16 protein-coding genes, 1 other RNA gene and 2 pseudogenes are annotated in these 23,944 nt (G+C 66.2%); 14 read left to right on the top strand and 5 right to left on the bottom strand.

Going from position 1 to position 23,944, the window contains the following annotated elements; all coding sequences use genetic code 11:
* Positions 1 to 364 precede the first annotated feature (364 nt).
* Together GGR61_RS19820 and GGR61_RS19815 are read right to left on the bottom strand one after the other, a co-directional pair.
* A pseudogene (locus tag GGR61_RS19820) lies at positions 365 to 2,485 on the bottom strand (methyl-accepting chemotaxis protein); the annotation flags it as partial.
* Between the two features lie 280 nt (positions 2,486 to 2,765).
* Entirely contained in the window at positions 2,766 to 4,172 is a 1,407-nt protein-coding gene (locus GGR61_RS19815) for a glycoside hydrolase family 5 protein (protein WP_184623554.1), read from the bottom strand.
* 250 nt (positions 4,173 to 4,422) lie between these two features.
* On the opposite strand from GGR61_RS19815, the gene GGR61_RS19810 reads away from it, so the two are divergent.
* The 9 genes from GGR61_RS19810 (at position 4,423) to hemC (ending at position 15,495) form a co-directional block, all read left to right on the top strand.
* A non-coding RNA gene (locus GGR61_RS19810) (sX9 sRNA) lies at positions 4,423 to 4,499 on the top strand.
* 27 nt (positions 4,500 to 4,526) lie between these two features.
* Positions 4,527 to 6,014 carry a SulP family inorganic anion transporter gene (locus GGR61_RS19805; RefSeq protein WP_184623552.1) on the top strand — a complete coding sequence of 496 codons (1,488 nt, stop codon included), beginning with the start codon at positions 4,527 to 4,529 and terminating at the stop codon, positions 6,012 to 6,014.
* 233 nt (positions 6,015 to 6,247) lie between these two features.
* On the top strand, positions 6,248 to 7,228 hold the full coding sequence (locus GGR61_RS19800; RefSeq protein ID WP_184409123.1) for a GGDEF domain-containing protein: 981 nt from the start codon (positions 6,248 to 6,250) through the stop codon (positions 7,226 to 7,228).
* A 299-nt stretch (positions 7,229 to 7,527) separates the two neighbouring features.
* Positions 7,528 to 9,177 (top strand): M28 family metallopeptidase, encoded by a 1,650-nt coding sequence (locus GGR61_RS19795; RefSeq protein WP_184623550.1) that lies wholly within the window; start codon positions 7,528 to 7,530, stop codon positions 9,175 to 9,177.
* Between the two features lie 647 nt (positions 9,178 to 9,824).
* A complete protein-coding gene (mdoH, locus tag GGR61_RS19790) occupies positions 9,825 to 11,762 on the top strand; it encodes a glucans biosynthesis glucosyltransferase MdoH (RefSeq protein ID WP_184409121.1) in 1,938 nt (645 codons plus the stop codon).
* A gap of 149 nt (positions 11,763 to 11,911) precedes the next feature.
* Positions 11,912 to 12,577: an alpha/beta hydrolase gene (locus GGR61_RS19785; RefSeq protein WP_184409120.1), complete on the top strand. Its 666-nt coding sequence runs from the start codon at positions 11,912 to 11,914 to the stop codon at positions 12,575 to 12,577.
* A 4-nt stretch (positions 12,578 to 12,581) separates the two neighbouring features.
* Positions 12,582 to 13,634 (top strand): sensor histidine kinase, encoded by a 1,053-nt coding sequence (locus GGR61_RS19780; RefSeq protein ID WP_184409119.1) that lies wholly within the window; start codon positions 12,582 to 12,584, stop codon positions 13,632 to 13,634.
* A 30-nt stretch (positions 13,635 to 13,664) separates the two neighbouring features.
* Entirely contained in the window at positions 13,665 to 14,396 is a 732-nt protein-coding gene (locus tag GGR61_RS19775) for a LytTR family DNA-binding domain-containing protein (protein ID WP_184623548.1), read from the top strand.
* A 184-nt stretch (positions 14,397 to 14,580) separates the two neighbouring features.
* A complete protein-coding gene (gene hemC / locus GGR61_RS19770; RefSeq protein WP_184623546.1) occupies positions 14,581 to 15,495 on the top strand; it encodes a hydroxymethylbilane synthase in 915 nt (304 codons plus the stop codon).
* Positions 15,496 to 15,648: 153 nt separating this feature from the next.
* Here the strand turns inward: hemC and GGR61_RS19765 are convergent, their stop codons facing one another.
* Positions 15,649 to 16,449 (bottom strand): DUF481 domain-containing protein, encoded by an 801-nt coding sequence (locus tag GGR61_RS19765; RefSeq protein WP_184409116.1) that lies wholly within the window; start codon positions 16,447 to 16,449, stop codon positions 15,649 to 15,651.
* Positions 16,450 to 16,740: 291 nt separating this feature from the next.
* On the opposite strand from GGR61_RS19765, the gene GGR61_RS19760 reads away from it, so the two are divergent.
* Complete coding sequence (locus tag GGR61_RS19760) at positions 16,741 to 17,706, top strand: YafY family protein (protein WP_184409115.1); 966 nt, start codon at positions 16,741 to 16,743, stop codon at positions 17,704 to 17,706.
* A 294-nt stretch (positions 17,707 to 18,000) separates the two neighbouring features.
* Here the strand turns inward: GGR61_RS19760 and GGR61_RS19755 are convergent, their stop codons facing one another.
* Positions 18,001 to 18,570 (bottom strand): lipocalin family protein, encoded by a 570-nt coding sequence (locus GGR61_RS19755; protein ID WP_184409114.1) that lies wholly within the window; start codon positions 18,568 to 18,570, stop codon positions 18,001 to 18,003.
* Between the two features lie 287 nt (positions 18,571 to 18,857).
* On the opposite strand from GGR61_RS19755, the gene GGR61_RS19750 reads away from it, so the two are divergent.
* From GGR61_RS19750 to GGR61_RS21290, 4 genes and pseudogenes are all read left to right on the top strand, one after another.
* A complete protein-coding gene (locus tag GGR61_RS19750) occupies positions 18,858 to 19,169 on the top strand; it encodes a hypothetical protein (RefSeq protein WP_184623544.1) in 312 nt (103 codons plus the stop codon).
* 68 nt (positions 19,170 to 19,237) lie between these two features.
* Entirely contained in the window at positions 19,238 to 21,331 is a 2,094-nt protein-coding gene (locus GGR61_RS19745) for a prolyl oligopeptidase family serine peptidase (protein ID WP_184623542.1), read from the top strand.
* A 117-nt stretch (positions 21,332 to 21,448) separates the two neighbouring features.
* Complete coding sequence (locus GGR61_RS19740) at positions 21,449 to 21,928, top strand: hypothetical protein (RefSeq protein ID WP_260289051.1); 480 nt, start codon at positions 21,449 to 21,451, stop codon at positions 21,926 to 21,928.
* Positions 21,929 to 22,126: 198 nt separating this feature from the next.
* A pseudogene (locus tag GGR61_RS21290) lies at positions 22,127 to 22,402 on the top strand (AAA family ATPase); the annotation flags it as partial.
* 288 nt (positions 22,403 to 22,690) lie between these two features.
* On the opposite strand, the gene GGR61_RS19730 reads toward GGR61_RS21290, so the two are convergent.
* Positions 22,691 to 23,875: a pyridoxal phosphate-dependent aminotransferase gene (locus GGR61_RS19730; protein ID WP_184623539.1), complete on the bottom strand. Its 1,185-nt coding sequence runs from the start codon at positions 23,873 to 23,875 to the stop codon at positions 22,691 to 22,693.
* Positions 23,876 to 23,944 lie beyond the last annotated feature (69 nt).

The following is a 23,944-nucleotide window of genomic DNA, read 5'->3' as shown; positions in this document are numbered from 1 at the left end:
TGCTCGTCAGTAAAACGTTTCTTCACGTCCAATCTCCTTCGGGGTAGGGAATTGGACTCCAAACTGGCGTGCTACTCAAAATCGGGGGGACGTCGATTGGACCCCAGGCCTGGCTGCTGCTAGCGAATTGCGTGTACGTCGGAACCTTGCGCGGACGTACCGCTGCTGGCTGCTTTTTCGTCACGATTCCAGGCAGTCAGAAGCGGGTGCCGACCTGCAGTCTAGCGACATCGCCTGCCACACATGGGCGCTAGCCCACGTGCGTGGCAGGCGGCGTCTGTCACGCGCTGAGCCTGTGCGCGTGCCCGGGCTGCGTGTCGGCAGCCTGCCTGGCGGCCGCGTGCTCGGCCGGTGACGTGCGGGCACGCGGCCTTGCGTCTTCCGATGCCAAGCGGAACACCGCGATCGCACGGGTCAGGTCCGCCGCCTGATCTTCCATGCTGCGCGCCGCGGCCGTGGCTTCCTCCACCAGCGCCGCGTTTTGCTGGGTCATTTCGTCCAGCTGCATCACCGTGTTGCTGACCTGCTCGATGCCGGCACTCTGCTCGGTGCTGGCGGCGGTGATCTCGGCCATGATGTCGGTCACGCGCTTCACCGAACTGACCACTTCGGTCATCGTGCTGCCCGCCTGTTGCACCAGGCCCGAACCCTGCGCGACCTTTTCCACCGAGTCGGAAATCAGTTGCTTGATTTCCTTGGCCGCACCGGCCGAGCGCTGCGCCAGGGCGCGCACTTCGGTGGCGACCACCGCAAAGCCGCGACCTTGTTCGCCCGCGCGCGCGGCTTCCACGGCGGCGTTCAACGCCAGGATATTGGTCTGGAACGCAATGCCGTCGATCACTCCGATGATGTCGGAAATACGCGCTGACGATTGCGTGATCGCCTCCATGGTGGTGACCACCTCCTGCACCACGCGGCCGCCGCTCTCGGCCACTTCGCCGGTGCCCTTGACCAACTGGTTGGCCTGGCGCGCGTTGTCGGCGTTCTGGCGCACGGTGGAGGTCAGTTCCTCCATCGATGCGGCGGTTTCTTCCAGATTCGCCGCCTGATGTTCGGTCCGTGTGGACAGGTCGGCGTTGCCGCTGGCGATTTCGCCGGCGGCGGTGTTGATCATTTCGGCCGAATGCTGGATGCCCTGCACGATGGAGGTCAGCTGGATCGCGGTGCGGTTGGCCGCATTGGCCAGGCGTCCGAAGGCACCTTCGTAATGCGAATCCACCCGCTGCGACAGGTCGCCGTCGGCGATGGCGGCCATGATGCGGCCCACATCGTCCAGGCCCGCATCGGCCTGCTGCATCAGGCGGTTCAAGGCCTGCACCATTTCCGCAAAGGCGAACTGATAACGCGATTGCTCGCCACGTGCGGAAAAATCGCCGCGCGCGGCCGCATCGGCCAGGCGGGCGATGTCGCCGTTGATCGCCGACAGGTTGCTCTTCACCGTATCCAGGGCTTCATGCAACGCCGCGCGCTGGCCGGGCAGGCGGCGCATGTCGCGGCGCAGATCGCCGCGGCCGTACTCGCTCATCACGTCCATCGCTTCGTTGATGGCGTCCAGATGCTCGAACACCACCGTGTTCACGCCGTGCGCCAGCGTGCCGTAGTCGCCGGGGAAATCTTCCGGAATACGGTGCGCGATGTTCTCGCCCTGCTGCAGGCGGATCATGGTCTGCATCTCGCCATTGAAGCGCTGTAGCTGGTTCTGCATCTGCTGCATGCTGTGCATCAACTGGCCGGTTTCATCGCGCGATTCGACCCGGATATCGTTGTCGAAGCGGCCCGAGGCAATCGCCTCGGCGGTCCGCGATGCCGCCCGCAACGGAGCCGACATGGCCGAGGCGATCAACCAGCACAGGCCGATCACCAGCGCCACCAGCGCGCCGCCGATCAGCGTCAGGGTGCGGGTGAAGCCCCAGGCCTGGACCTGGATATCTTCGGCATACACGCCCATCACCAAGACCCAGTTCCAGGCCGGAAAGGTCTGGGCGTAACTGATCTTGGGAAGCTGTTCCTTCTTGCCCGGCTTGGGCGCGACGTAGTAGCTGAAGCCGTCGCCGCGCTCGATGGCGGTCTTGATGTCGCGGTACACGTATTGCCCGGCATCGCTCTTGTAATCGGTCATGTCGGTGCCGACCGGGCGCTTGGGGTGCATCAGGATGCGCATCTGCGGGTCGACGATGAAGAAGTAATCCACGCCATCGTTGGTGCGCATGTCGGCCAGCGTGGTACGTGCTGCTTCCTTGGCCTGTTCGACGCTCATTTCGCCGGCTTTGGCCTTGTCGGCGTAATGCTGCATCACGGTCAGGCCCATCTCGACTTCGGTCTTGACGCTGAGCTTGCGCGCTTCCACCAGATCCAGGTATTGCAGGCGCGCGGCAGCCACCGCCAGCAGGATCACGCCGGCCGTCAGCAAGGCGCACAGCAGCACGAATTTGCGCGTAAGCGGGAGATTGGCGACATGGCGCCGGAGCAGGGAAACAACAGGCATAGCAACGACATCCAAAGGCGCGCCGAAGCGCTACCTAACGGATATCGGCTGGTGTACGGGCAGATTGAACACTTTCTGCGGCCGCGCCTGCTTGAAAATACCGCTGCGTCGGTGCGCTCGGGCAACGCCCAAGCCTGCTGGCGCAAGGGGTTGATGCATGCTGCACTTGCACAGACGACGCGCATCGCCTGCGCAATCGCGTCAGGCAATCTTGCGAAATGGGATCGGCCGCACAGCGTAATTGAGGGACGGGCACGCGATGGGCCCGGTTTCAGTCGCGTCAGCTGGCCGCGCAGAAGCCGGATTCGGCGCCGACGCCGGCTGCCAGGGTGCGCTTGACGTCCACCCCGCTGGCGGTGCGCGTGTCTTGCGACCAGGTGGCGTTCCAGGCGTTGTCGACACTGCCGCTGACCAGGAGCGAGAGCGACCACGCCGGGCTCGCGCTGCCGGTATTGGTGACCTGCACGCGGTTGCAGGAACCACCACGCCAAGGGCTGTCCACGACGGCCTTGGTGCTGTAGCTGCCGGTAGGTGCGGGACTCGGGCTTGGAGCCGGAGCCGACGTGGAGCTACTCGCCGTACCCCACAATCTGCGCAGCAACGTCATCTTGTCCTCGCGCACGCTGGTCCAGTCATCGCGCAGGATGCCGCCGGTGTCGCCGCTGTTGGGATTCCACGACCAATAGAAGCCTTCGTTGATGCCCTTGCTGCGCAGGTATGTCACCAGCGCGTCCTGCCACACCTTGTCGCGCGCATCGCCTTGGCCATACTTGCCACCGAACTCGCCCAGCAACAGCGCATGCGTGGCGGCGAACTGGCCGAAGTGACGCTCCCAGATCGCCGGCATGTTGTTGGGAAAGGTGCTGTCGTTGAAGTACGGCTGCACGTGGACGTCAGGTCCATAGACATGCGGCGCCAGCAGCAACCGGCTGGCCGGAATATTCAAGGGGGTACATGCCATCGGTTGTAGATTGCCGCCCCAGAAGGTGCCCCCATTGGTCGAACACACCGGGTTGTCGGCGACGCCTTCCACCGCGATGATCCACTTGGGCGCCACCGCCAGCACAGCTGCCGAACCGCGCTCGGCAGCGCTGTTCCAGTCGGTGGACGCATTGCCGCTGCCCCAGGTGGCGGCGCCGTGCGGCTCGTTCTTCAAATCCAGGCCGATCACGCGCGGTACGTTCTTGTAGCGATTGGCGACAAACCGCAGATCGTCCAGCCACTGCGCTTCGGAGTACGCGCCGGTGTACCAGAGTTCGGAGATCGCGGCGCAATCGGGTGTGTGGTGATCCAGCAGTACATACATGCCACGCGCATTGAATGCGTCGATCACCTTGTCGAGGATCTGCAGCGAGCTCAGGCCTTGCAGATCTGGGTTGCGGCTGTAATCGATGCTGCTCGGCATGGTGCTGCTGCGCAGCGTCGCCGGGCAGAACGGCAGGCGCACGGCAGTGAAGCCCAGGCCCTGCATCTGGTCGATCATCTCCTCCCAGTTGCGCGCCCACAGACCGTGCATCACATGATTGCCGGTCTCAAAGCCGAACACGTTGAGGCCCCTGAGCTGGACCACCTTGCCGTTGTCGTCGACCACCTTGTTGTTGCTGATGGAGTAGCTGAAGGCCGGTGCGGCGGCGAGTGCCAGCGCCGAGGCCAGTGCGAGCGTGCTGGCGGTCCTGAGCATGGACATGGTGATCTCCCTGGAAAATCGCGCTCGATGCCCGAGGCGATGAGGCAGGCATGTTGGTCCGTGCCCGCCGTGTGCGGCGTGACCTCACCCACAGAACGTCGCATTGCCGCACCGGTCACATGCCGGCTGCGGGTAGGGTCGCGTTCGCGCGCGCTCTCCAATCCACGTGTGTGTGTCCGCGCGGTGCTTGGGCGGAGGTAAAACCACCGTGCGCATCGCCAGGCGAGCGCGGCCAGTGCTCGGAATCGGCATGCACCCCTCGTACACTGCGGTTCTGAGTGCGCTGCCCGCGCTCGCCTGATGCTTGTTCGCAACGTGGCGCGAGCCACGGTTCATTCTGTCCTGGAGTCTGCAATGTCTTTTCTGCGTGCCGAACTGGCGCAATGGCGCGCGTCGCCTGCGCGCGAACTGATGGCCGGTGCGGTCGCAACGTTTGCCTTGATTCCCGAGGTGATCGCCTTCGCCTTCGTGGCGGGCGTGGACCCGCAGGTCGGGCTGTTTGCGTCGTTCGTCATCGGCATCGTGATCGCGTTCTGTGGCGGCCGTCCGGCGATGATTTCCGCCGCCGCCGGCTCGGTGGCGTTGGTGGCTGCGCCGCTGGTGGCCGCGCATGGCCTGCCGTATCTGCTGGCGGCCGGCCTGTTGGCCGGCGCAGTGCAGATCCTGTTCGGCCTGTTGCGCCTGGGCGTGCTGATGCGCTTTGTCAGTAGCTCGGTGCGCACCGGCTTCGTCAACGCGCTGGCGGTGCTGATCTTCGCCGCACAGCTGCCGCACCTGCTTGGCGCCAACCCGGCCACCTGGGCGATGCTGGGCGTGGGCCTGGCGATCATCTACGGCCTGCCGCGGCTGCGCCTGCCGGGCGTGTCGGCGATTCCCTCGCCGCTGTTGTGCATCCTGTTGCTGACCGTGGCCGCCACTGCGTTTCACTTGCCGCTGAAGACCGTGGCCGACCTGGGCAAGTTGCCGACCGCGTTGCCGTTCCTGCAATGGCCCTCGGTGCCGCTGACGCTGGAGACCTTGCGCATCATCGCCTTGCCGGCGCTGGCCATCGCCATGGTGGGGCTGCTCGAATCGCTGATGACCGCGCGCGTGGTGGACGAACTCACCGACACGCCAAGCAACAAGAACCGCGAGTGCACCGGGCTGGGCCTGGCCAATACCGCCGCCAGCCTGTTCGGCGGCATCGCCGGCTGCGGCATGATCGGGCAGACCGTGGGCAACGTGAAGTACGGCGGCCGCGGCCGTCTGTCGACCTTGTTCGCCGGCGTGTTCCTGCTGATCCTGATGGTGCTGCTCAAGCCGTGGGTATCGCAGGTGCCGGTGGTGGCGCTGGTGGCGATCATGGTGATGGTCTCGGCCGAAACCTTCGACTGGCGTTCGCTACGCACCGTGGTCACCCATCCGCGCACCTCCAGCGTGGTGATGCTGGCCACCGTGGCGGTGACCCTGGTCACCCACAACCTGGCCGCCGGCGTGGCGGTGGGCGTGGTGCTGAGCGGGGTGTTCTTCACCTTCAAGGTGGCCGGGCTGCTGCAGATCGCACACCGCGATGGCGACGACGGCGTGCGCAGCTACAGCGTGCGCGGGCAGGTGTTCTTCGCCTCGGCCGATGTGTTCATCGACGCCTTCGACGCGCGCGAGGTGCCAGGTCGCGCCGTGGTGATCGATGTCGCCCGTGCGCATTTCTGGGACATCACCGCCGTGGCCGCGCTGGACAAGGTGGTGCAGCGGTTGCGTCACCACGGCCTGGAGGTGCAGGTGAAAGGCTTGAACGCCGGCAGCCGACGCCTGATGCAGGCGCATGCGTTGGGGGACGATGCCTTGGAATCGGCGTTGCCCTGAGTCCGGCGCGGCGGGCGCGGCGTCTGGGTGGCCTGTACACATTCGTGTACGCCGGCTAGCCGCCTGCGGCGCAGGCCGGCAGGCAAACTCAAGTTCGCTCAACGAACGCCGATGAACCGGCATCGAGACTGTCGGTACCCCGTGGTGATGCCAGCGCGTTCCAGCCCGAGAGATGTGCCTGCATGCGGCAGCCGGTGCTGCGGGCCTGGGTGCGTCCACGCGTTGGTGCAGCGATGACCACGGCTCCGCTGCTGGAACGGATGGTGGACCTGACCGCGATCCGCGATGCCGATCTGCTCGACCTCAGCCTGTTGCGCGCCGTGCGCGAGATTTGCGCATCCGAAGAACTGTCGTTGCTGCGCATCTCCCTGGATGGCCGCACCATGGCCGAAACGCGGCTGCGCGAAGATGGCCGGCTGTCGCTGACGGTGGTCGACATCCAGGACGCACAGATGCGCGCGCAACTGGCCGACATGCACGGGCCCGGCGAGGCGGTGCAGCTGCAGCAGGACGGCCGCGCGTTGCTGGTGTATCCGATGATGGAAGCGCGCGGCATCCGCACCTGCCTGCGCGTGGGCGGTGCGTGCGTTCCCGGCGCTGCCGAGCAGGTGATGCTGCAGGGGTTTGCACGGTTCTTCCAGAATTACCGCAGCCTGCTCGACGACGCCCAGCGCGATGCGTTGACCGGCCTGCGCAACCGCAAGACCTTCGACGATGTGATCTTGCGATTGTTCGCCGGCGGCGCGGAGGCGGCGGCGAGCGAGGGCGCGTGGCTGGGGATCGTGGATATCGATCACTTCAAGCGCGTCAATGACACCTTCGGTCATCTGTATGGCGACGAAGTGCTGCTGCTGGTCGCCCAGTTGATGCAGCGCTGCTTCCGTCACGACGATCTGCTGTTCCGCTTCGGTGGCGAAGAGTTCGTGATCGTGTTGCGCGGGGTGGATCGCGCGACGGCGGTGAGTCTGTTCGAGCGCTTCCGTCTGGCAGTGGCCGAGTATCTGTTCCCGCAGGTCGGCAAGGTCACGCTCAGCACCGGCATCGTCGAACTGACCCATGGCCGGTTGATCAGCCATCTGCTGGACGAGGCCGACAAGGCGCTGTACTGGGCCAAGCAGCACGGCCGCAATCGCGCCGAGGTCTACGCCGATCTGGTGGCCAGGGGGCAGATGCGGCAGATCACACAGCAGGTCGGCAGCGTCGATCTGTTTTAAGGCGCATCGACGTTCGTCGTCGTCGGCGCTGCAGCGTTGACCGCTCTCCATGTTGCGGTGGCACGGCATCCGGCGCCAATGAACGCGCCCACAAACCCTACGCGGTGCGTTGACGGCATTGGCTCGGTGTTGCACGCGCGGCATTGCCACATCGCCCACCGTCGCGGCATCGCCCATGCATGACGTGCCATCGCCATCGCATGCATCGGCCGCTGCCTTGCACCCGATCGAGTGCCGCACTGGCTACACTCCAGTGCTGTTTCCGACACGATCTGGGTGCTGCAGTGAAGCGAACCGTGATGACACGAGGTGCAATGGGCGTTCTGGCAATGGCGGTCTCGACCGCATCGATGGCGGCAACGCCGACCTTCGATGGCGCGCGCATCTCGCGCGACGTCAAGGAACTGGCCTCCGACGCCTATGAAGGCCGTGGCCCGGCCACCGCCGGCGAGGACAAGACCATCGCCTACCTGAGCAAGCAGTTTGCCGCTGCCGGCCTGCAGCCGGGTGGCGACCTGACCGACGGCAAGCGTGCATGGACCCAGGCGGTGCCGCTGCGCCGCGCCGACATCGTCGGCACACCGACCATCGCCCTGCAGAACGCCGGCAAGCCGCAAGCGCTGACCCAGGGCAAGCAGATCGCCATCCGCGCCGCGCTGGATGGGTCGTCCAACGTGGACATCGCCAACGCGCCGCTGGTGTTCGTCGGCTACGGCGTCAAGGCGCCGGAACGCGACTGGGACGACTTCAAGGGCGTGGACCTGAAGGGCAAGATCGCGGTGGTGCTGATCAACGACCCGGATTTCGAAACCGGCAAGGGCGCCTTCGACGGCGCCGGCATGACCTACTACGGTCGCTGGACCTACAAGTACGAAGAAGGCGCGCGCCAGGGCGCGCTCGGTGTGCTGGTGGTGCACGAAACCGCGCCGGCTTCCTATGGCTGGGACACGGTGGCCAGCTCCAACACCAACACCATGTTCGACGTGGTGCGCGACAACCCGCGCGCCGCCCATCCCACGCTCGAAGGCTGGATCCAGCGCGATCTGGCGGTCGATCTGTTCAAGCACGCCGGGCTGGATTTCGACGCCTTGAAGAAGCAGGCGCAGACACGCGGCTTCAAACCGGTCGAGCTCAAGGGCCAGCGCCTGAGCGCCAGCTACCAGGTCAAATCCGACGTGATCACCTCGCATAACGTGGTGGCGCGGCTGGACGGCAGCACGCATCCGAACGAGACGCTGATCTACAGCGCGCACTGGGATCACATCGGCGTGGGCAAGCCGGATGCACGCGGCGACAGCATCTTCAACGGCGCGCTGGACAACGCCAGCGGCACTGCCGCCCTGCTGGAACTGGCGCGTGGTTTTGCCACCGGCCCCAAGCCGGAGCGCTCGGTGGTGTTCCTGGCCGTCACCGCCGAGGAAAAGGGCTTGCTGGGCTCGGAGTTCTACGCCTCCAAGCCGCTGTATCCGCTGGACACCACCGTGGCGGTGATCAACATGGACGGCATGAACCCGTTCGTGCCCTCGCGTGACTTCGGCATCTACGGCACCGCCAAGCTCGAATTGCTCGACCAGCTCAAGGCCGTCGCCGGTCAATCGAAGCTGCGCTACACGCCCGATCCCAAGCCGCAGGCCGGGTATTTCTTCCGCTCCGATCATTTTTCCTTCGCCAAGCGCGGCGTGCCGGCGCTGTCGTATGCGTCGGGGCAGGACTGGGAAGTGGGCGGCGTGGCTGCCGGCAAGGCCGCCTCCGACGACTACACCGCCAAGCGATATCACCAGCAGGGCGACGAGTGGAAGCCGGATTGGACCTTCGCCGGCGCCGCGCGCGATCTGGGCGTGCTGTACGCGCTGGGCCAGCAGCTGGCCGATTCGCGTCAATGGCCGAACTGGAGCAGCGATTCGGAATTCCGCGCCACCCGCGATGCCAGCGCGACCGCGCGCAAGTAAGCGCTCGCACAGCGGCTGCACCAGCCGACGCCTTCTCCCCGGTGCGGGGAGAAGGGAACGCGCCATGTCCAATGAAGGCGCGTGCATCTGCGTCGAACGCCATCAATGTGTATCAGCCAATGTGTATCAGCGCGTGCGCTCGTAGCGCCGGCGCCCGTTTTGGTCGCCCGGCGCCCTGTCTGAGGTGCAGCAATCTCGCTGCAATGCGCTGCGCGCCTGCTGCCCGCGCTCGCCGCGATACCGCCGACCACACGCTGCGGCAGCGTGGATGGCACGCCACTTGCAGCGGATTTGCACGACGACACAGTTCACGGCCCGTGACAGCGCATGCGGCAGGCTGCAATCTGTTGGGGTTATGTTCGGTCGTTGCGTCGTAGTCTGCCGCGCGGTCTTCGTCGGGAGGGACGACGATCGCACCGCGGCCAGCGTTCCTTTAACGGTCGATTCTTTAGGATGAGCCGCGACGTCGTGTCGCAGCCAGGAGAGCTTGTGCATCGGAGTGGTTTCATAGCTGCCAATACCGTGACGCGGTCGCGCATCGTCGGGTTCGCCCATATGACGGTGCTGGCGGCAGCATCGCCCTGTGTCGCAGGGATGGACCTTCCGTTTCCGCCCGCACTGTCGCCCGCGTGCGGCGGGCAGCCTTGATGGACGGCACCGTGACCCTTCCCCCCGCATCCACTGCATTGCCCCCCGTTTCCGCGCTCGACGCCGGCCAGCCCACGCTGCCGCCCGAAGCGCCGCTGGCGATGCCGGAACAATCGCTGCGCGAAGGCCAGCTGCAGGTGCCGCACCAACGCACTTCGCCCCCGGGCATCGGTCTGCGCCGCTTCTATCTGATCGGCGGCACCTTCGCCACCACCGCCGTTGCGGTGTGGGTGATGCTCAGCGTGCTGTGGCCCGACGGCATCAGCGTGCTGGAAGGCTGCCTGCTGGGCCTGTTCGTGCTGCTGTTCGCCTGGATTGCGATGTCCTTTGCCAGTGCGGTTGCCGGTTTCATCACCGTGGTGGCACGTGCCGGACGCAAGCTCGGCATCGACCCGGATGCGCCGCTGCCGACCCTGCACACGCGCACCGCATTGCTGATGCCCACCTACAACGAAGACCCGCGCCGGTTGCTGGCCGGTCTGCAGGCGATCTACGAATCGGTGGCCGAAACCGGCCAGCTGGAGCATTTCGACTTCTTCGTGCTCAGCGACACCACCCGCGAGCACATCGGCCACGCCGAAGAACTGGTCTACAACCAGCTGTGCGATCGCGTCGATGGACACGGCCGCATCTTCTATCGCCGCCGCGCCGACAATGCCGCCCGCAAGGCCGGCAACGTCGCCGATTGGGTACGCCGTTTCGGCGGTAGCTACCCGCAGATGCTGATCCTGGACGCCGACAGCCTGATGACCGGCGACAGCATCGTGCGGCTGGTCGCCGGCATGGAAAACAACCCGGACGTGGGCCTGATCCAGACCCTGCCGGCAGTGGTCAACGGGCAGACCCTGTTCGCCCGCATGCAGCAGTTCGGTGGTCGCGTGTACGGGCCGATCATCGCATTCGGCGTGGCCTGGTGGCATGGCGCCGAGAGCAATTACTGGGGCCACAACGCGATCATCCGCACCCAGGCCTTCGCCGACCACGCCGGGCTGCCGTCGCTGCGCGGGCGCAAGCCGTTCGGCGGGCACGTGCTCAGCCACGATTTCGTCGAAGCGGCGCTGATGCGGCGTGGCGGCTGGGCCATGCATATGGTGCCGTATCTGCAGGGCAGCTACGAAGAAGGCCCGCCCACGCTGACCGACCTGCTGGTCCGCGACCGCCGCTGGTGCCAGGGCAACCTGCAGCACGCCAAGGTGGTGGGCGCCAAGGGCCTGCACTGGATCAGCCGCATGCACATGATGATCGGCATCGGGCATTACTTCACCGCACCGATGTGGGGCATGTTGATGCTGATCGGGATCGGCATTCCGCTGGCCGGTGCCGGCATCGATCTGGCCCAGGGCCTGCCGTTCTCGCCGGCGCGCTATTGGCACGGCAGCAGCGATGGCAATGCGATCTGGATCTTTGCCTGCACCATGTTCGTGCTGTTGGCGCCCAAGCTGCTCGGCTACATCGTGCTGCTGTTCAACCCGCGCGAATTGCGCGCCTGCGGCGGCGCGATCCGCGCGATGCTGAGCATCCTGCTGGAAACCGTACTGGCCGCCTTGATGGCGCCGGTGGTGATGTATCTGCAGTCGCGTGGCGTGTTCGAAGTGCTGGCTGGCAAGGATTCGGGCTGGGATGCGCAGGTGCGCGACGACGGCAAACTGGCGTGGTCGGCGTTGTTCCGCAGTTATGGCGGCCTGACCGTGTTCGGCCTGTTCATGGGTGCGGTGGCCTACACGGTGTCGCCATCGCTGGCGGCCTGGATGGCGCCGGTCATCGTGGGCATGGCCTTGTCGATTCCGGTGGTGGCGCTGACCTCGTTGCGTCGCACCGGCCTGGGCCTGCGCCGCGCAGGCATCTTCTGCATTCCCGAAGAGCTCGACCCGCCCAAGGTGCTGGTACGCGCGGCCGAATTGCGCCGTGCCGCCGCGCTGGAGCCGTCGCTGGTCTGAGCGCGGCGCCAGGCGCGTGGCGCGAGCCGTGCATGGCGCAAGGCCGGCCGCGACATGCGCCTAGCGGGTCGGCGCGTGCCGCCCGCCCGGCCCGTGATCGGGCCGAGCGCGCGCGCAAGGCATAATGCCCAGCCCCCAAGCGGAGCTGGATGATGCTGGAAGTGATCGAACGCGAGACCGGAGCGAACCCGCAATGGAGCGTGCTGTGGCTGCACGGCCTGGGCGCCGATGGCAGCGACTTCGCCCCGATGGTGCCGGAACTGGTGCGTCCGCACTGGCCAGCGCTGCGCTTCGTGTTTCCGCATGCGCCGATCCGACCGATCACCATCAACAACGGCGTGCGCATGCGCGGCTGGTACGACATCGTCGGCATGGATTTCGCCTCACGCGCGGACAAGGCCGGCATCGCCGACTCGGTGGCCCAGGTCGAGGCGTTGATCGCCCATGAGCAATCGCGCGGCATCGCGCCCGAGCGCATGCTGCTGGCCGGGTTCTCGCAAGGCGGCGCCGTGACCCTGGCCGTCGGATTGCAGCGCAGCGTGCCGCTGGCCGGGTTGATCGCGCTGTCGACCTATCTGCCGGACCCGGCCGCAGCGGCCAGCCAGTTGCAGCCGGCCGCCACCCGCCAACCGGTGTTCATGGCCCACGGCAGCGCCGACCCGGTGGTGCCGTTCGCCGCCGGTCAGCAGAGCATGCAGGCCCTGCGCACGCTCGGCTTCGAACTGGACTGGCACACCTACCCGATGGGTCACCAGGTCTGCCTGGAAGAGATCGAGGCGCTGCGCAACTGGATGCAGGCGCGCTTCAGCGCCTGAGTCCATGGCTGCCGGCGCGCCGCAGATTGCCTGGATGCCGGACCTGTGCCGGCTGCCACGGCTGGGCGCGATGCTGGGTCTGGCCGAGCTGGTGGTGCTGGTGGTGACACTGGTGCCCGACGCCGGCATGGCGCGTAGCATCACGCTGTCGCGCTTCGTCTCTGCCAGCGGCCTGGCGCTGTGGTTGGCGCTGGCGGTCACCGTGTTGCTGTGCGTGCTGCGGCCACGGCTGTCGCAGTTGCCGCCCCGGCTGGGTGGGGCGGTTGCCTTGCTGATCGCCGCGATGGTGGCGGTGCTCGGCGCAGGCGTGGTGCATTCCCTGTTCGCGGTACTCGCACAGGAGTCGTTGCAGCCACGCGCCGGCTTCTGGCGTTTCACCTTGGGCAGCGCCGCCACCGTGGTGCTGATCACCGCGCTGGCACTGCGCTATTTCTATGTCAGCGACCGCTGGGAAGCCCAGGTGCAGGCCAACGCGCGTGCCGAAGCCGACGCCTTGCAGGCGCGCATCCGCCCGCACTTTTTGTTCAACAGCATGAATCTGATCGCCAGCCTGTTGCGCCGCGACCCGGTAGTGGCCGAGCAGGCGGTACTGGATCTGTCGGATCTGTTCCGCGCCGCGCTCGGTGCTGGCGAAGGCCTGTCGACCCTGCGCGCCGAATGCGAACTGGCCGAGCGCTACCTGGCCATCGAATCGCTGCGCCTGGGCGAACGCCTGCAGGTGCGCTGGCACCGCCAGGAGCCGCTGCCGTGGGAGCTGCCGATGCCGCGCCTGGTGCTGCAGCCGCTGGTGGAAAACGCTGTGCTGCACGGGGTCTCGCGCATGCCCGAGGGCGGCACGCTGTACCTGTCGCTGCGCCAGCGCGGCAACCAGTTGCAGATCCGTCTCGTCAATCCGGCGCCGCAACCGGGCACGCAGCTGCCGTTGCTGGCCGGTGCCGGGCATGCGCAGGCCAGCATCTCGCACCGGCTGGCGTTTCAGTTTGGTGCCGGCGCACGGATGGCGGCCAGCTGGGCCGACGGCTACTATGCCTGTGAGATCACATTGCCGCTGCCGTGACGGGGAGTCGCTGCAGCGAGGGGGATGTCCATGACGGCCACGCAAGTACGGGTGCTGATCGCTGATGACGAGCCGCTGGCGCGCGAGCGCCTGCGCATGCTGCTGGGCGTCCATCCACAGGTGGAGGTGATCGGCGAGGCCGAAAACGGCCAGCAGGTGCTGCAGCAGTGCGAACACCTGCACCCGGATCTGGTGCTGCTGGACATCGCCATGCCCGGTGTCGACGGTCTGGAGACCGCGCGGCTACTGCGCCAGAGCCAGCCGCAGCCGGCGGTGGTGTTCTGCACCGCCTACGACCAGCACGCCTTGTCCGCCTTCGATGCGGCCGCGCTGGATTACCTGATGAAACCGGTGCGCCCGGAACGTCTGGCCGCCGCACTCGAACGCGTCGCCACCTTCCTGGCCGGGCGCCCGCCCAGCGTCGCGCCACGGCCCCTGCGCACCCATCTGTGCGCACGCTTGCGCGGCAGTCTGCGGCTGATCGCCATCGGCGACATCCGCTACCTGCAGGCCGAAGAGAAGTACGTCATCGTCCACCACGCGCGCGGCGAGGACCTGATCGAAGAGTCGCTCAAGTCGCTGGAAGACGAATTCGCCGACCGCCTGGTGCGCATCCACCGCAATTGCCTGGTCGCCCGCGACGAGCTGGTGGAGCTGCGCCGCAGCGGCGATGGCCAGGTGCACGCGGTACTGCGCAACGTGACGCACCCGCTGGAAGTGAGCCGCCGCTGCGTGGCCAGCCTGCGCGAGCAACTGCGCTAGAGCGTGTGGGGTCCTCGCACCGGCATGCGTTGGTCGCCCGCGGCGCGCAGCCGGCGACCCAGGCTGGTGGACTGCGCAAGGCACCCAACCCGGTCCCGGCGTGCCACCGGCCGCGTCGGCAGTCCCCAGCGTGCGGGCCACGCAGCAGGTAGGCGTTACGCGCCCTGTCCGTGATAATGGCCGAATGACCACGCTCCGCATCGCCACCCGCAAAAGTCCGCTTGCCCTGTGGCAGAGCGAACACGTCGCCGCCGCCCTGCGCCAGCACCACCCCGGCCTGGAGGTCGTGCTGGTGCCGATGAGCACCCGCGGCGACGAAGTGCTGGACCGCTCGCTGGCCGCGATCGGCGGCAAGGGCCTGTTCCTGAAGGAGCTGGAGCTGGCGATGCTGCGCGGCGATGCCGATTGCGCAGTGCACTCGCTCAAGGACGTGCCGATGGAGCTCGATGCGCCGTTCGTGCTGCCGGCGATCATGGAGCGCGGCGATGCGGCCGACGCGCTGGTGTCCAATCTCTACGCCAGCCTGCAGGCCTTGCCATTGGGCGCACGCGTGGGAACCTCATCGCTGCGCCGTCAGGCGCAGCTGCGTGCCACGCGCCCGGATCTGGAATTGATCGACCTGCGCGGCAACGTCAATACCCGCCTGGCCAAGCTCGACAACGGCGGCTACGACGCCATCGTGCTGGCCTGCGCCGGTTTGCAGCGGCTCGGGTTGGACGCACGCATCAGTGCGCGGCTGGATGCACCGCAGTGGCTGCCAGCGCCGGCCCAGGGCGCGGTGGCGGTGGAATGCCGTGGCGACGATGCACGTATCCACAGCCTGCTGTCGGTGCTGGACGCCGGCCGCACCCGCGCCTGCGTGGAAGCCGAGCGGGCCATGAATCGCGCGCTGCACGGCAGCTGCCATGTACCGGTGGCTGCGTTCGCGCGCTGGGAAGGCGAGGGATTGTTCCTGCAAGGCATGGTCGGCAGCGCCAGCGATGGCCGTCTGATCCACGCGCAGGGCCACGGCAGTGCCGAGGACACCGAGGCGCTCGGCTGTCGCGTCGCGCAAGGCTTGTTCGACAAGGGCGCTGCGCAATTGCTGGCAGAGCTGTAACGCCGGTAGCGCTGCGGCAAGCGGCGCGCCGGCCGTCTCTACCGGGCCGCACTGCGCTCGCAGTGTCTGTCTATCCAGGCAGCAGCGAATTGGTCGTGAGAGGCGTCCGGGAAAGCCACCCGCGGCCGAGCCGCTGCTGCAGGACGCAAACGCTTACTTGAACGTATAGACCAGGTTGACCGTGGTCAGCGTATCGGTTTTCGCGTCGCCGTCGCTGACCTCGCTGTTGTGGCGCATCTGCCATGCGGCCTTGAGCGCGAAATGCGAATTCATGCTGACCTGCACGCCGAAATCGTTCTGCGCGTACGTGTTGTATTCGCCCGATTCCACCAGTAGCGTGTTGGTCAGGTCGGTGTTGTCGGTGATGGTGTACTTGAGGTCGAACAGGCCGCGCCCGATCAGGCCGGTTTCGTTGCGGTCTTCGTCGCTGTTGTGCGCACGGCGGATACCCGGACCGATCTGCGCATCCAGAGAGAAACGATCGGCGTCGATCAGCCGCGTGCCGTAACCGATACCGAAGGTGGCCAGGCGGTCGTAGGTGGCGAAGTCGTCGTGTTCGTAACGGCCGGTGGCGGTGAGCTGGCGGTGTTCGCCCAACTGCAATGCGCTGCCGGCACTGCCGGTGTAACGCTCGGCGGTGGTCTGGCGCTCGCGCTCGGTGCTGCCGTCGTCGTTGGTGTTGGTGTATTCGGAGCTGGAGCGCAGTGCGGTGGCGTCCAGGCTGTGGATCCAGTCGCCATCGGTGTAGCGCAGGCGCACGCGGCCGTTGAGGCTGTCGGTGGTGCTGTTGCCGTGGGCGGCGGCATAGCCGAGCTCGCCGCTGCTCCCGCTCCACGGCGAGGGCATCAGCGCCGCGGCAGGATCTGCCGGCGCTGGTGCAACTGCCTGGGCCCAGACGGTGGGCGTGATCAACAACAGAGGCAGCAGGGCAGACAACGGGGCACGGCGGGGCATGGGCGGCTCGCTTTGGAGGGCAGGGCAAGGGGGTGGAAGCGATTTCATGATAACGGACTGAGCGGCGACGTCATGTTCGGGTGAACACGCGGCTTCATTGGCGGTTCGGGCGCCGACCTCCGAATCCGTGCGATCGGCGTATTCAGGCCGCTCGCAGGCCATCTCGTCCGTCGCGCACTGTCGCCATGCGACCGCCAGGATCGACCCATCCTGGGCCGCCAGGCCGCCCCGGCACTGCCGCCATCCGGTCACGCTCACCCCAGCGCGCAAAGACTCGGACATAATCGACGCATGGACCGCTACGAACGCATCAACACCCTGCATCGCTTGCTCAAGTCGGCACGCTACCCGGTCACGGTGGCGCGGCTGCAGGATGAGCTGAGCTGTTCCCGCGCAACCGTGTATCGCGATCTGGCGTTTCTGCGCGATGCGCTGATGGCGCCGGTGGAAGGCGATGGCGAATCGGGGTTCCGCTATCTCTCCGGCGAGAGCGACCGCTTCGAGCTGCCCGGCCTGTGGCTCAGCTCGGAGGAACTGCATGCGCTGCTGGCCTCGCAGCAATTGCTCTCGCGCACCGGCGGCGGGGTGTTGTCCTCGATGCTGGCGCCGCTGCAGCAACGCATCGAAGGGCTGCTGGCGGCCCAGGCCGGCGTGTCGCAATGGCCGGTGGACCGGGTGCGGGTGATTCCGCATCGCGGCCGCAAGCTGGACGAAGCCAGCTTCCGCACCGTTGCCTCGGGTGTGCTGGAGCGCAAGCAATTGAGCTTCGACTACCGCGCCCGTTCCACCGACGAATCGACCAAGCGCACCGTTTCGCCGCAGCGCATCACCCACTACCGCGACAACTGGTACCTGGACGCCTGGGACCACGGCCGCGATGGCGTGCGCAGTTTTGCGGTGGATCGCATCAACCACGCGCGCCTGCTCGAAGCGGTCCCGCGCGATGTGCCAGACAGTGAGCTGGACGAACAACTGGCGGCCAGCTACGGCATTTTTTCCGGCGCGCCCAAGGGCTGGGCCACGATCGTGTTCAGTGCCAAGGCCGCGCGCTGGGTCGCCGACGAGCATTGGCATTCCAAGCAGCAGGGACGCTTTCTGGCCGATGGCCGTTACGAACTCAAAGTGCCGTACAGCAACTCGCGCGAACTGCTGATGGACGTGCTGCATTACGGCTCGGATGCGGAAATCGTCGAGCCGGTGTCGCTACGCGAGCAGGCCAAGGCGCTGCTGTCGCTGGCGCTGAGCAATTACGACTGAGCGCGGCGTGCTGCGTGAGCCAGTGGCGGTCAGGAGATTTCCGGGTCGCGGTGGCCACGGCGGTGAATGCGTGGCGGGCATGTTGTTGGCGACTGCCTGCGGCTGACGACGCAATGCGATCAGCCGCAGCGCTGTGAGCACGCTGCGTGACCAGCACCCTGCAGGGTCGGACCCACAGGCGCGCCCTTCGGTCCACGCGGTGCAGGATGCGTCCTTACGTGCGTGCCGCTGTGACCGGCGTGACCGCACCCTGGACCCTGAGCGGCGGCGGACCTGCGATGCTGCCGACCGGTCTTAGCGCTTGTTGGGGACTTCAAACCCCAGGCGGTCCACCTGCTCGGGGAGTTGCGGCACGCGCTTGAGCTTGTCGGTGTAGATGGAATACTCATCGCGCATCTTGTCGACCAGCAGGCGGTACTGATCGCGGCTCATGTCCGGCTTGCGCGCGAAGATCCAGGCCAGGTCGCGGCCTGGGTAGGAAATCAGCATCCACGACCCGTCGGGCGCGATTTCCAGAATGCGTTGCTTGGCCGGGATCACCTTGTAGAACCATACCCGCCAATTGCGATTACCGCTTTCCGCATCCACCGATGCGCGCGCGTTGACCTCTTTTTCCGGCTCGCCGAAGCCGTCGCGGTACAGATAGCGCACGGCGATCTTGCCGTCTTCGACCAGGGTGTATTCGTCGCGGCTGGTGACATGGCCGCGTTCGACCGCATTGGGCATGCGTGCGATCACGTACCAGGTGCCCATGATCTTGGACAGATCGATCGCCGGTTCGTTGGCGGGCCTGTCCTTGGCATGTGCCACGGGCAGGCCGAGGACGAATAGAAAAGCGAGGGCGATCGTAACGGTCAGGCGCATCGCAACATCACAAAGGGGCAGTTGGAGCAGCACACTACCGCATGCAGGGGGCAAGTTCGCGTCAATGGTCGTGTCTGGCGGCGGCAACTGCGCCCTGCGCGGCAGGAAGTCGTCCGAATTCAGGCCCGCCAGGGCGCGCCGGCGACGGCCGGGCCGTCGTTGGGATCAGGATGGACCCTGCCGCGCACAGGATCGGCCGCGTTGGCGGACAGGTCGCAGTCGGTGAGATGGACACCGGCAATGCTGGCGACCTGTTCCGATCTTTCCTTCTGCCACGGAGTGCCGCCATGTCGCATCGCCTTTCCCGTCGTTCCGAAACCCCCGATCCGCGTGTACTGCGCCCGGTGCGGCAGATCGCCCTGGCCGGGCTGGCGCTGGTGCTGGTCTGGCCGGCTGCGCGCGGCCACAGCGAATGGATCGGCTGGCTGCCGCTGTGGCTGGTCGGGATGCCGATGCTGGCCTGGTGGAGCCTGCATCGTTTCGCGCTACCGACCCTGCGGCGACCGGGCATGCGTCGTGGTGCGCCGCGCCGACGCGGGCCGCAGGCGCAACGTCGGCGGACCACCGTGCGCGCAGTGACGCAGGCCCGCGCGGCCTGACCTTCGGCAGGGTCGGGCCTGCGCACCGCTGTGCTACGTTCCTGGCGTTCGTTCTCCCGGAAAATGTCATGTCCAAGTTCGCCTCGATCTGCCTGGTTGCCGGCCTGATCACCGCTGGCGCCGTCTCTGCAGAGGAAACCGCCGTGTCCAACGATCCCTACGCCTGGCTGGAAGATGTCACCGGCGCCAAGTCGCTTGACTGGGTCAAGGCCCAGAACGCCAAGACCGAAGCGCGTCTGGCCGCCACGCCGGCGTTCAAGCAGATGGAAACCAGCATCCGCGAGGTGCTGGACTCGGACGCCAAGATTCCCGGCGTGCAGAAGATCGGCGAGTACTACTACAACTTCTGGAAGGACAAGCAGCATGAGCGCGGCCTGTGGCGGCGCACCACGCTGGACGAATACCGCAAGCCGGCGCCCAAGTGGGAGACGGTGCTGGACCTGGATGCGCTCAACAAGGCCGAAGGCGAGAACTGGGTCTGGCACGGCGCCGACTGCCTGCGCCCGGACTACCAGCGCTGCCTGATCGCGCTATCGCGCGGCGGTGCCGATGCCGATGTTACCCGTGAGTTCGATCTGGCCGGCAAGCAGTGGGTCAAGGACGGCTTCTTCCGTCCGGAATCCAAGGGCGGGCTGGGCTGGATCGACAAGGACACCGTCTATGTGTTCACCGATTTCGGTGCCGGCACGATGACCAGTTCCGGTTATCCGCGCGTTGCCAAGCAGTGGACGCGCGGCACGCCGTTGAGCGCGGCCAAGGTGGTGTACGAAGGCAAGCCGACCGACATGTACATCGCCGCGATGCACGACGATACGCCCGGCTACGAGCGCGATTTCGTCAGCCGCACGCTGGCCTTCTACAACGACGAGCTGTATCTCAAGGGCGCCGACGGCAAGCTGGTCAAGCTGGATCTGCCCAACTCGGCCAGCAAGTCGGTCAAGCGGCAGTGGCTGACGCTGGAGCTGCGCGAGCCTTGGACCGTGGGCGGCAAGACCTACAAGGCCGGCTCGCTGCTGGCGACGCGATTTGACGACTTCATGGCTGGCAAGCGCAGCTTCGAGGTGCTGTTCGAACCGACCGACAACAGCTCGCTGGCGGGCGTGGCGTGGACCAAGTCGCACCTGGTGTTGAACGTGCTGGAAGACGTCAAGAACCGCCTGAGCGTGATCACGCCCTCGCAGGATGGCTGGAAGAAAAGCGCCTTCGTCGGTGCGCCGGCTTTCGGCACCGTCGATGTCAGCGCAGTGGATAGCGACGACAGCGACGCGCTGTGGCTGACCGTCACCGACTACCTGACCCCGACCACCTTGTCGTGGGTGGAGGTGGGCGCCGCGCCGCAGCCGCTCAAGACCATGCCGGCGTTCTTCGATGCCAGCAAGGACACCATCGAGCAGCACTTCGCCACCAGCAAGGACGGCACCCGCGTGCCGTATTTCCTGGTGCGCCCCAAGGCGCTGAAACTCGATGGCAGCGCGCCGACGCTGCTGTACGGCTACGGCGGTTTCGAGATCTCGATGACGCCGAACTACTCCGGTGGGTTGGGTCGCTCCTGGCTGGAAAAAGGCGGCGTCTATGTGGTGGCCAACATCCGTGGCGGCGGCGAATACGGCCCGCGCTGGCACCAGGCCGCGCTCAAGCAGAACCGCCACAAGGCCTACGAAGACATGGCCGCAGTGGCCAAGGATCTGGTCGCGCGCAAGATCACCTCGACCAAGCATCTGGGCGTACAGGGCGGCAGCAATGGTGGCCTGATGACCGGCAACATGCTCACCCAGTATCCGGAGCTGTTCGGCGCGGTGGTGGTACAGGTGCCGCTGCTGGACATGAAACGTTATAGCCATCTGCTGGCTGGCGCCTCGTGGATGGCCGAATACGGCAACCCGGATACCGACGACTGGAAGTTCATCCAGACCTTCTCGCCGTACCACCTGTTCGATCCGAAGAAGACCTACCCACCGGTGATCTTCCTCACCTCCACGCGCGACGACCGCGTGCATCCGGGCCACGCGCGCAAGATGGCGGCCAAGATGATCGAGGCCGGCAAGGACGTGACCTACTACGAGAACATCGAGGGCGGCCACGGCGGTGCGGCCAACAATGCGCAGGCAGCGCACATGGCGGCGCTGGCCTACAGCTTCCTGTGGGAGCGTCTGGCCGACTGAGGCGCCGGCTACATGCGGCATGCATGATGCGTCGCGCGACACGAGGCCGCTGGCAGTACGCAGCGGCCTCGTGTCGTTCAAGCGCATGTTGAACGTGGACGTGACGGAGCGCGATCGATGTTGGTAGTGATGATGGCGTTGGCGGTCAGCGGTTGCGCGGTGGAGAACGCGCGCTATGTGTTGCGCGACGATGCCGGCGTGCAGGCAGAGTTTCATGCGGTTGCCAGTGGCCCGCAGTGGCCGGCGCAGCTGGCAGTGCGCGTGCATGCCGCGCGGACCGGGGTGAATGCCTGGTTTCTGCCATGGAGTGGTGGCAGTGACGGCAGTCAGCACCTGGCCTCCACCACCGATGTGACCGCACCGGGATGGCAACCGCCGGATCCCGACGGCGGGCCGCGCCCGCTGGGCGATATCAGCTACATCGGCACCGATGCCGGCTATCGCGTCTTGAGCGAGGGTCCCCGCCTGGGCACGCCGGCACCGGCACATTTCCTGTTACCGGATTTGCGCGAAGCGCTGTGGTATCGGGCAGGCGCAGATCAGCGGCAACAGGTGGCCCGGCAGTTTTTCGATCTGGTTGGCTGCGTGTCACGGTGAGCCTGCTGTGCGATGTCACCATCGCTCGCAGGTTTTCTGGCAGGCAATGCCAGTGCCGCGTATACGTCGATGGCCGCAACAAGCGCTGGTGCAGACAGCAAGAGGAGCCTTGGACATGGTTGGAGCGGCGCAATGAAACTGGATGATCTCGGTCCACGGATCTGCATCCTCGGGCCTTCCAATAGCGGTACATCGACCATGGCGCAGGCGATCGGGCAGGCGCGCGGCTGCCTGCCTGTCCATCTCGACCAGTTGCAGCATTTGCCCAATACCGCCTGGACGCCGCGGCCCAGGCAGGATTTCATGGCGCTTCACCACGCTGCAATCGCCCAAGAACAGTGGGTGATGGATGGCAACTATCTAGGCTGTCTTGCGCAACGTCTGGCGCGTGCCACCGGCCTCATCGTGTTGGATGTGCCCATCATCACCAGTGTGCTCCGCTATCTGAGACGGAGCTGGTGCGAACCTCACCGTAACGGTGCGCTGGAAGGCGCCAAGGATCAGGTCACCTGGGCAATGCTCCGCCACATTGCAATCGTTGAACGTCGTAAACAAAGGGAACTGTCGATGTTGGTTGACGCGGTGGCCTTGCCGAAGATCGTATTGTGCACAACAAGCGCTATCGACCGGTTCTATTTCTCCGAACGATTGCAGCGACCAAACTAATGCAGGTAGCCTGTTTTCAGGCAGTCTTTTTCAGGCAAGCGATGCTGCGCCCAGGCAAGCGTTCCGGCAGGCGAACCTTGTTGATGCAATAACGACCTACAACCGCTTCAACCCACGCGCAATCCGTTCCACCGCCTGCTCCAGACGCGGCAGGCTTTGCGTATAGGCGATGCGCACGTGCTGATTGGCGCGGTGGTGGCCGAAGTCGATGCCGGGGGTGAAGGCGACATGTTCGGTCTCCAGAAAGTGCGCGCAAAACGCCTGCGCATCATCCGAAAACACGCTGATGTCGGCATACAGATAAAAGGCGCCTTGCGGTTCGACTGCAATATCGAAGCCCAGCGCACGCAAGGCCGGCAGCAGGTAATCGCGGCGTTGCTGAAATTCGGCGCGGCGCGCTTCGAAGATGGCGATGCTGGCGGGCGTGAAGCAGGCCAGTGCGGCGTGCTGGGCGATGGTGGACGCGCTGATGTAGAGGTTCTGGGCGAGTTTTTCCAGGTCCGGCACCGCCTCGGGCGGGGCGATCAACCAGCCCAGGCGCCAGCCGGTCATGCCGAAATATTTGGAAAAACTGTTCAGGACGAAGGCACCATCGTCCACTTCCAGCACGCTGTGCGCGTCCATGCCATAGGTCAGGCCGTGGTAGATCTCGTCCACCACCAGATGGCCGCCGCGCGCTTGCAACGCCTGCGACAACCCGGCCAGCTGCGCGCGCGACAGCACGCTGCCGGTGGGATTTGCGGGCGAGGCCACCAATGCGCCGACGCTGTCGGTGTTCCAGCAGGTCTCGACCAGGCCTGGCGTGAGTTGGTAGTCGGTGTCTGCGCCCACCGGTACCAGTTGCGCGGCGCCCTCGACCAGGCGCAGGAAGTGGCGGTTGCACGGATAGCCGGGGTCGGCGAGCAGCCAGTGTTTGCCCGGGTCGACCAGCAGGCTGCTGGCCAGCAGGAGCGCGCCGGAACCGCCGGGTGTGACCAGGATCCGTTCCGGATCGACAGCGCAGCCGTAACGCTGCGCATAAAACTCCGCAATGGCGGTGCGCAGTGCGGGAAGGCCGCGTGCGGCGGTGTAGCGGGTGTGCCCGGCGGCCAATGCAGCCTGTCCGGCCGCAACGATCGGCGCGGCGGTGGTGAAGTCCGGTTCGCCGATTTCCAGGTGAATCACATCGTGGCCGGCCTGTTCCAGCGCATTGGCGCGCGCCAGCAGCGCCATCACATGGAACGGCGCGATCTCCTGGCTGCGGCGGCTATAGCGTGGAATGTGCGAATGTATGGAGTCCATGGCGAAGAGGATAGAGCAGCATGACCTCGGGCACATGACGCTCCCCGGCATCCCTTCCACACTCCGCTG

The sequence above is a fragment of the Xanthomonas sp. 3058 genome, assembly GCF_014199765.1.
Classification (GTDB): domain Bacteria; phylum Pseudomonadota; class Gammaproteobacteria; order Xanthomonadales; family Xanthomonadaceae; genus Xanthomonas; species Xanthomonas campestris_B.
The sequence above is the reverse complement of the archived record's forward strand: the minus strand, read 5'-3'. Positions and strand labels throughout refer to the sequence as shown.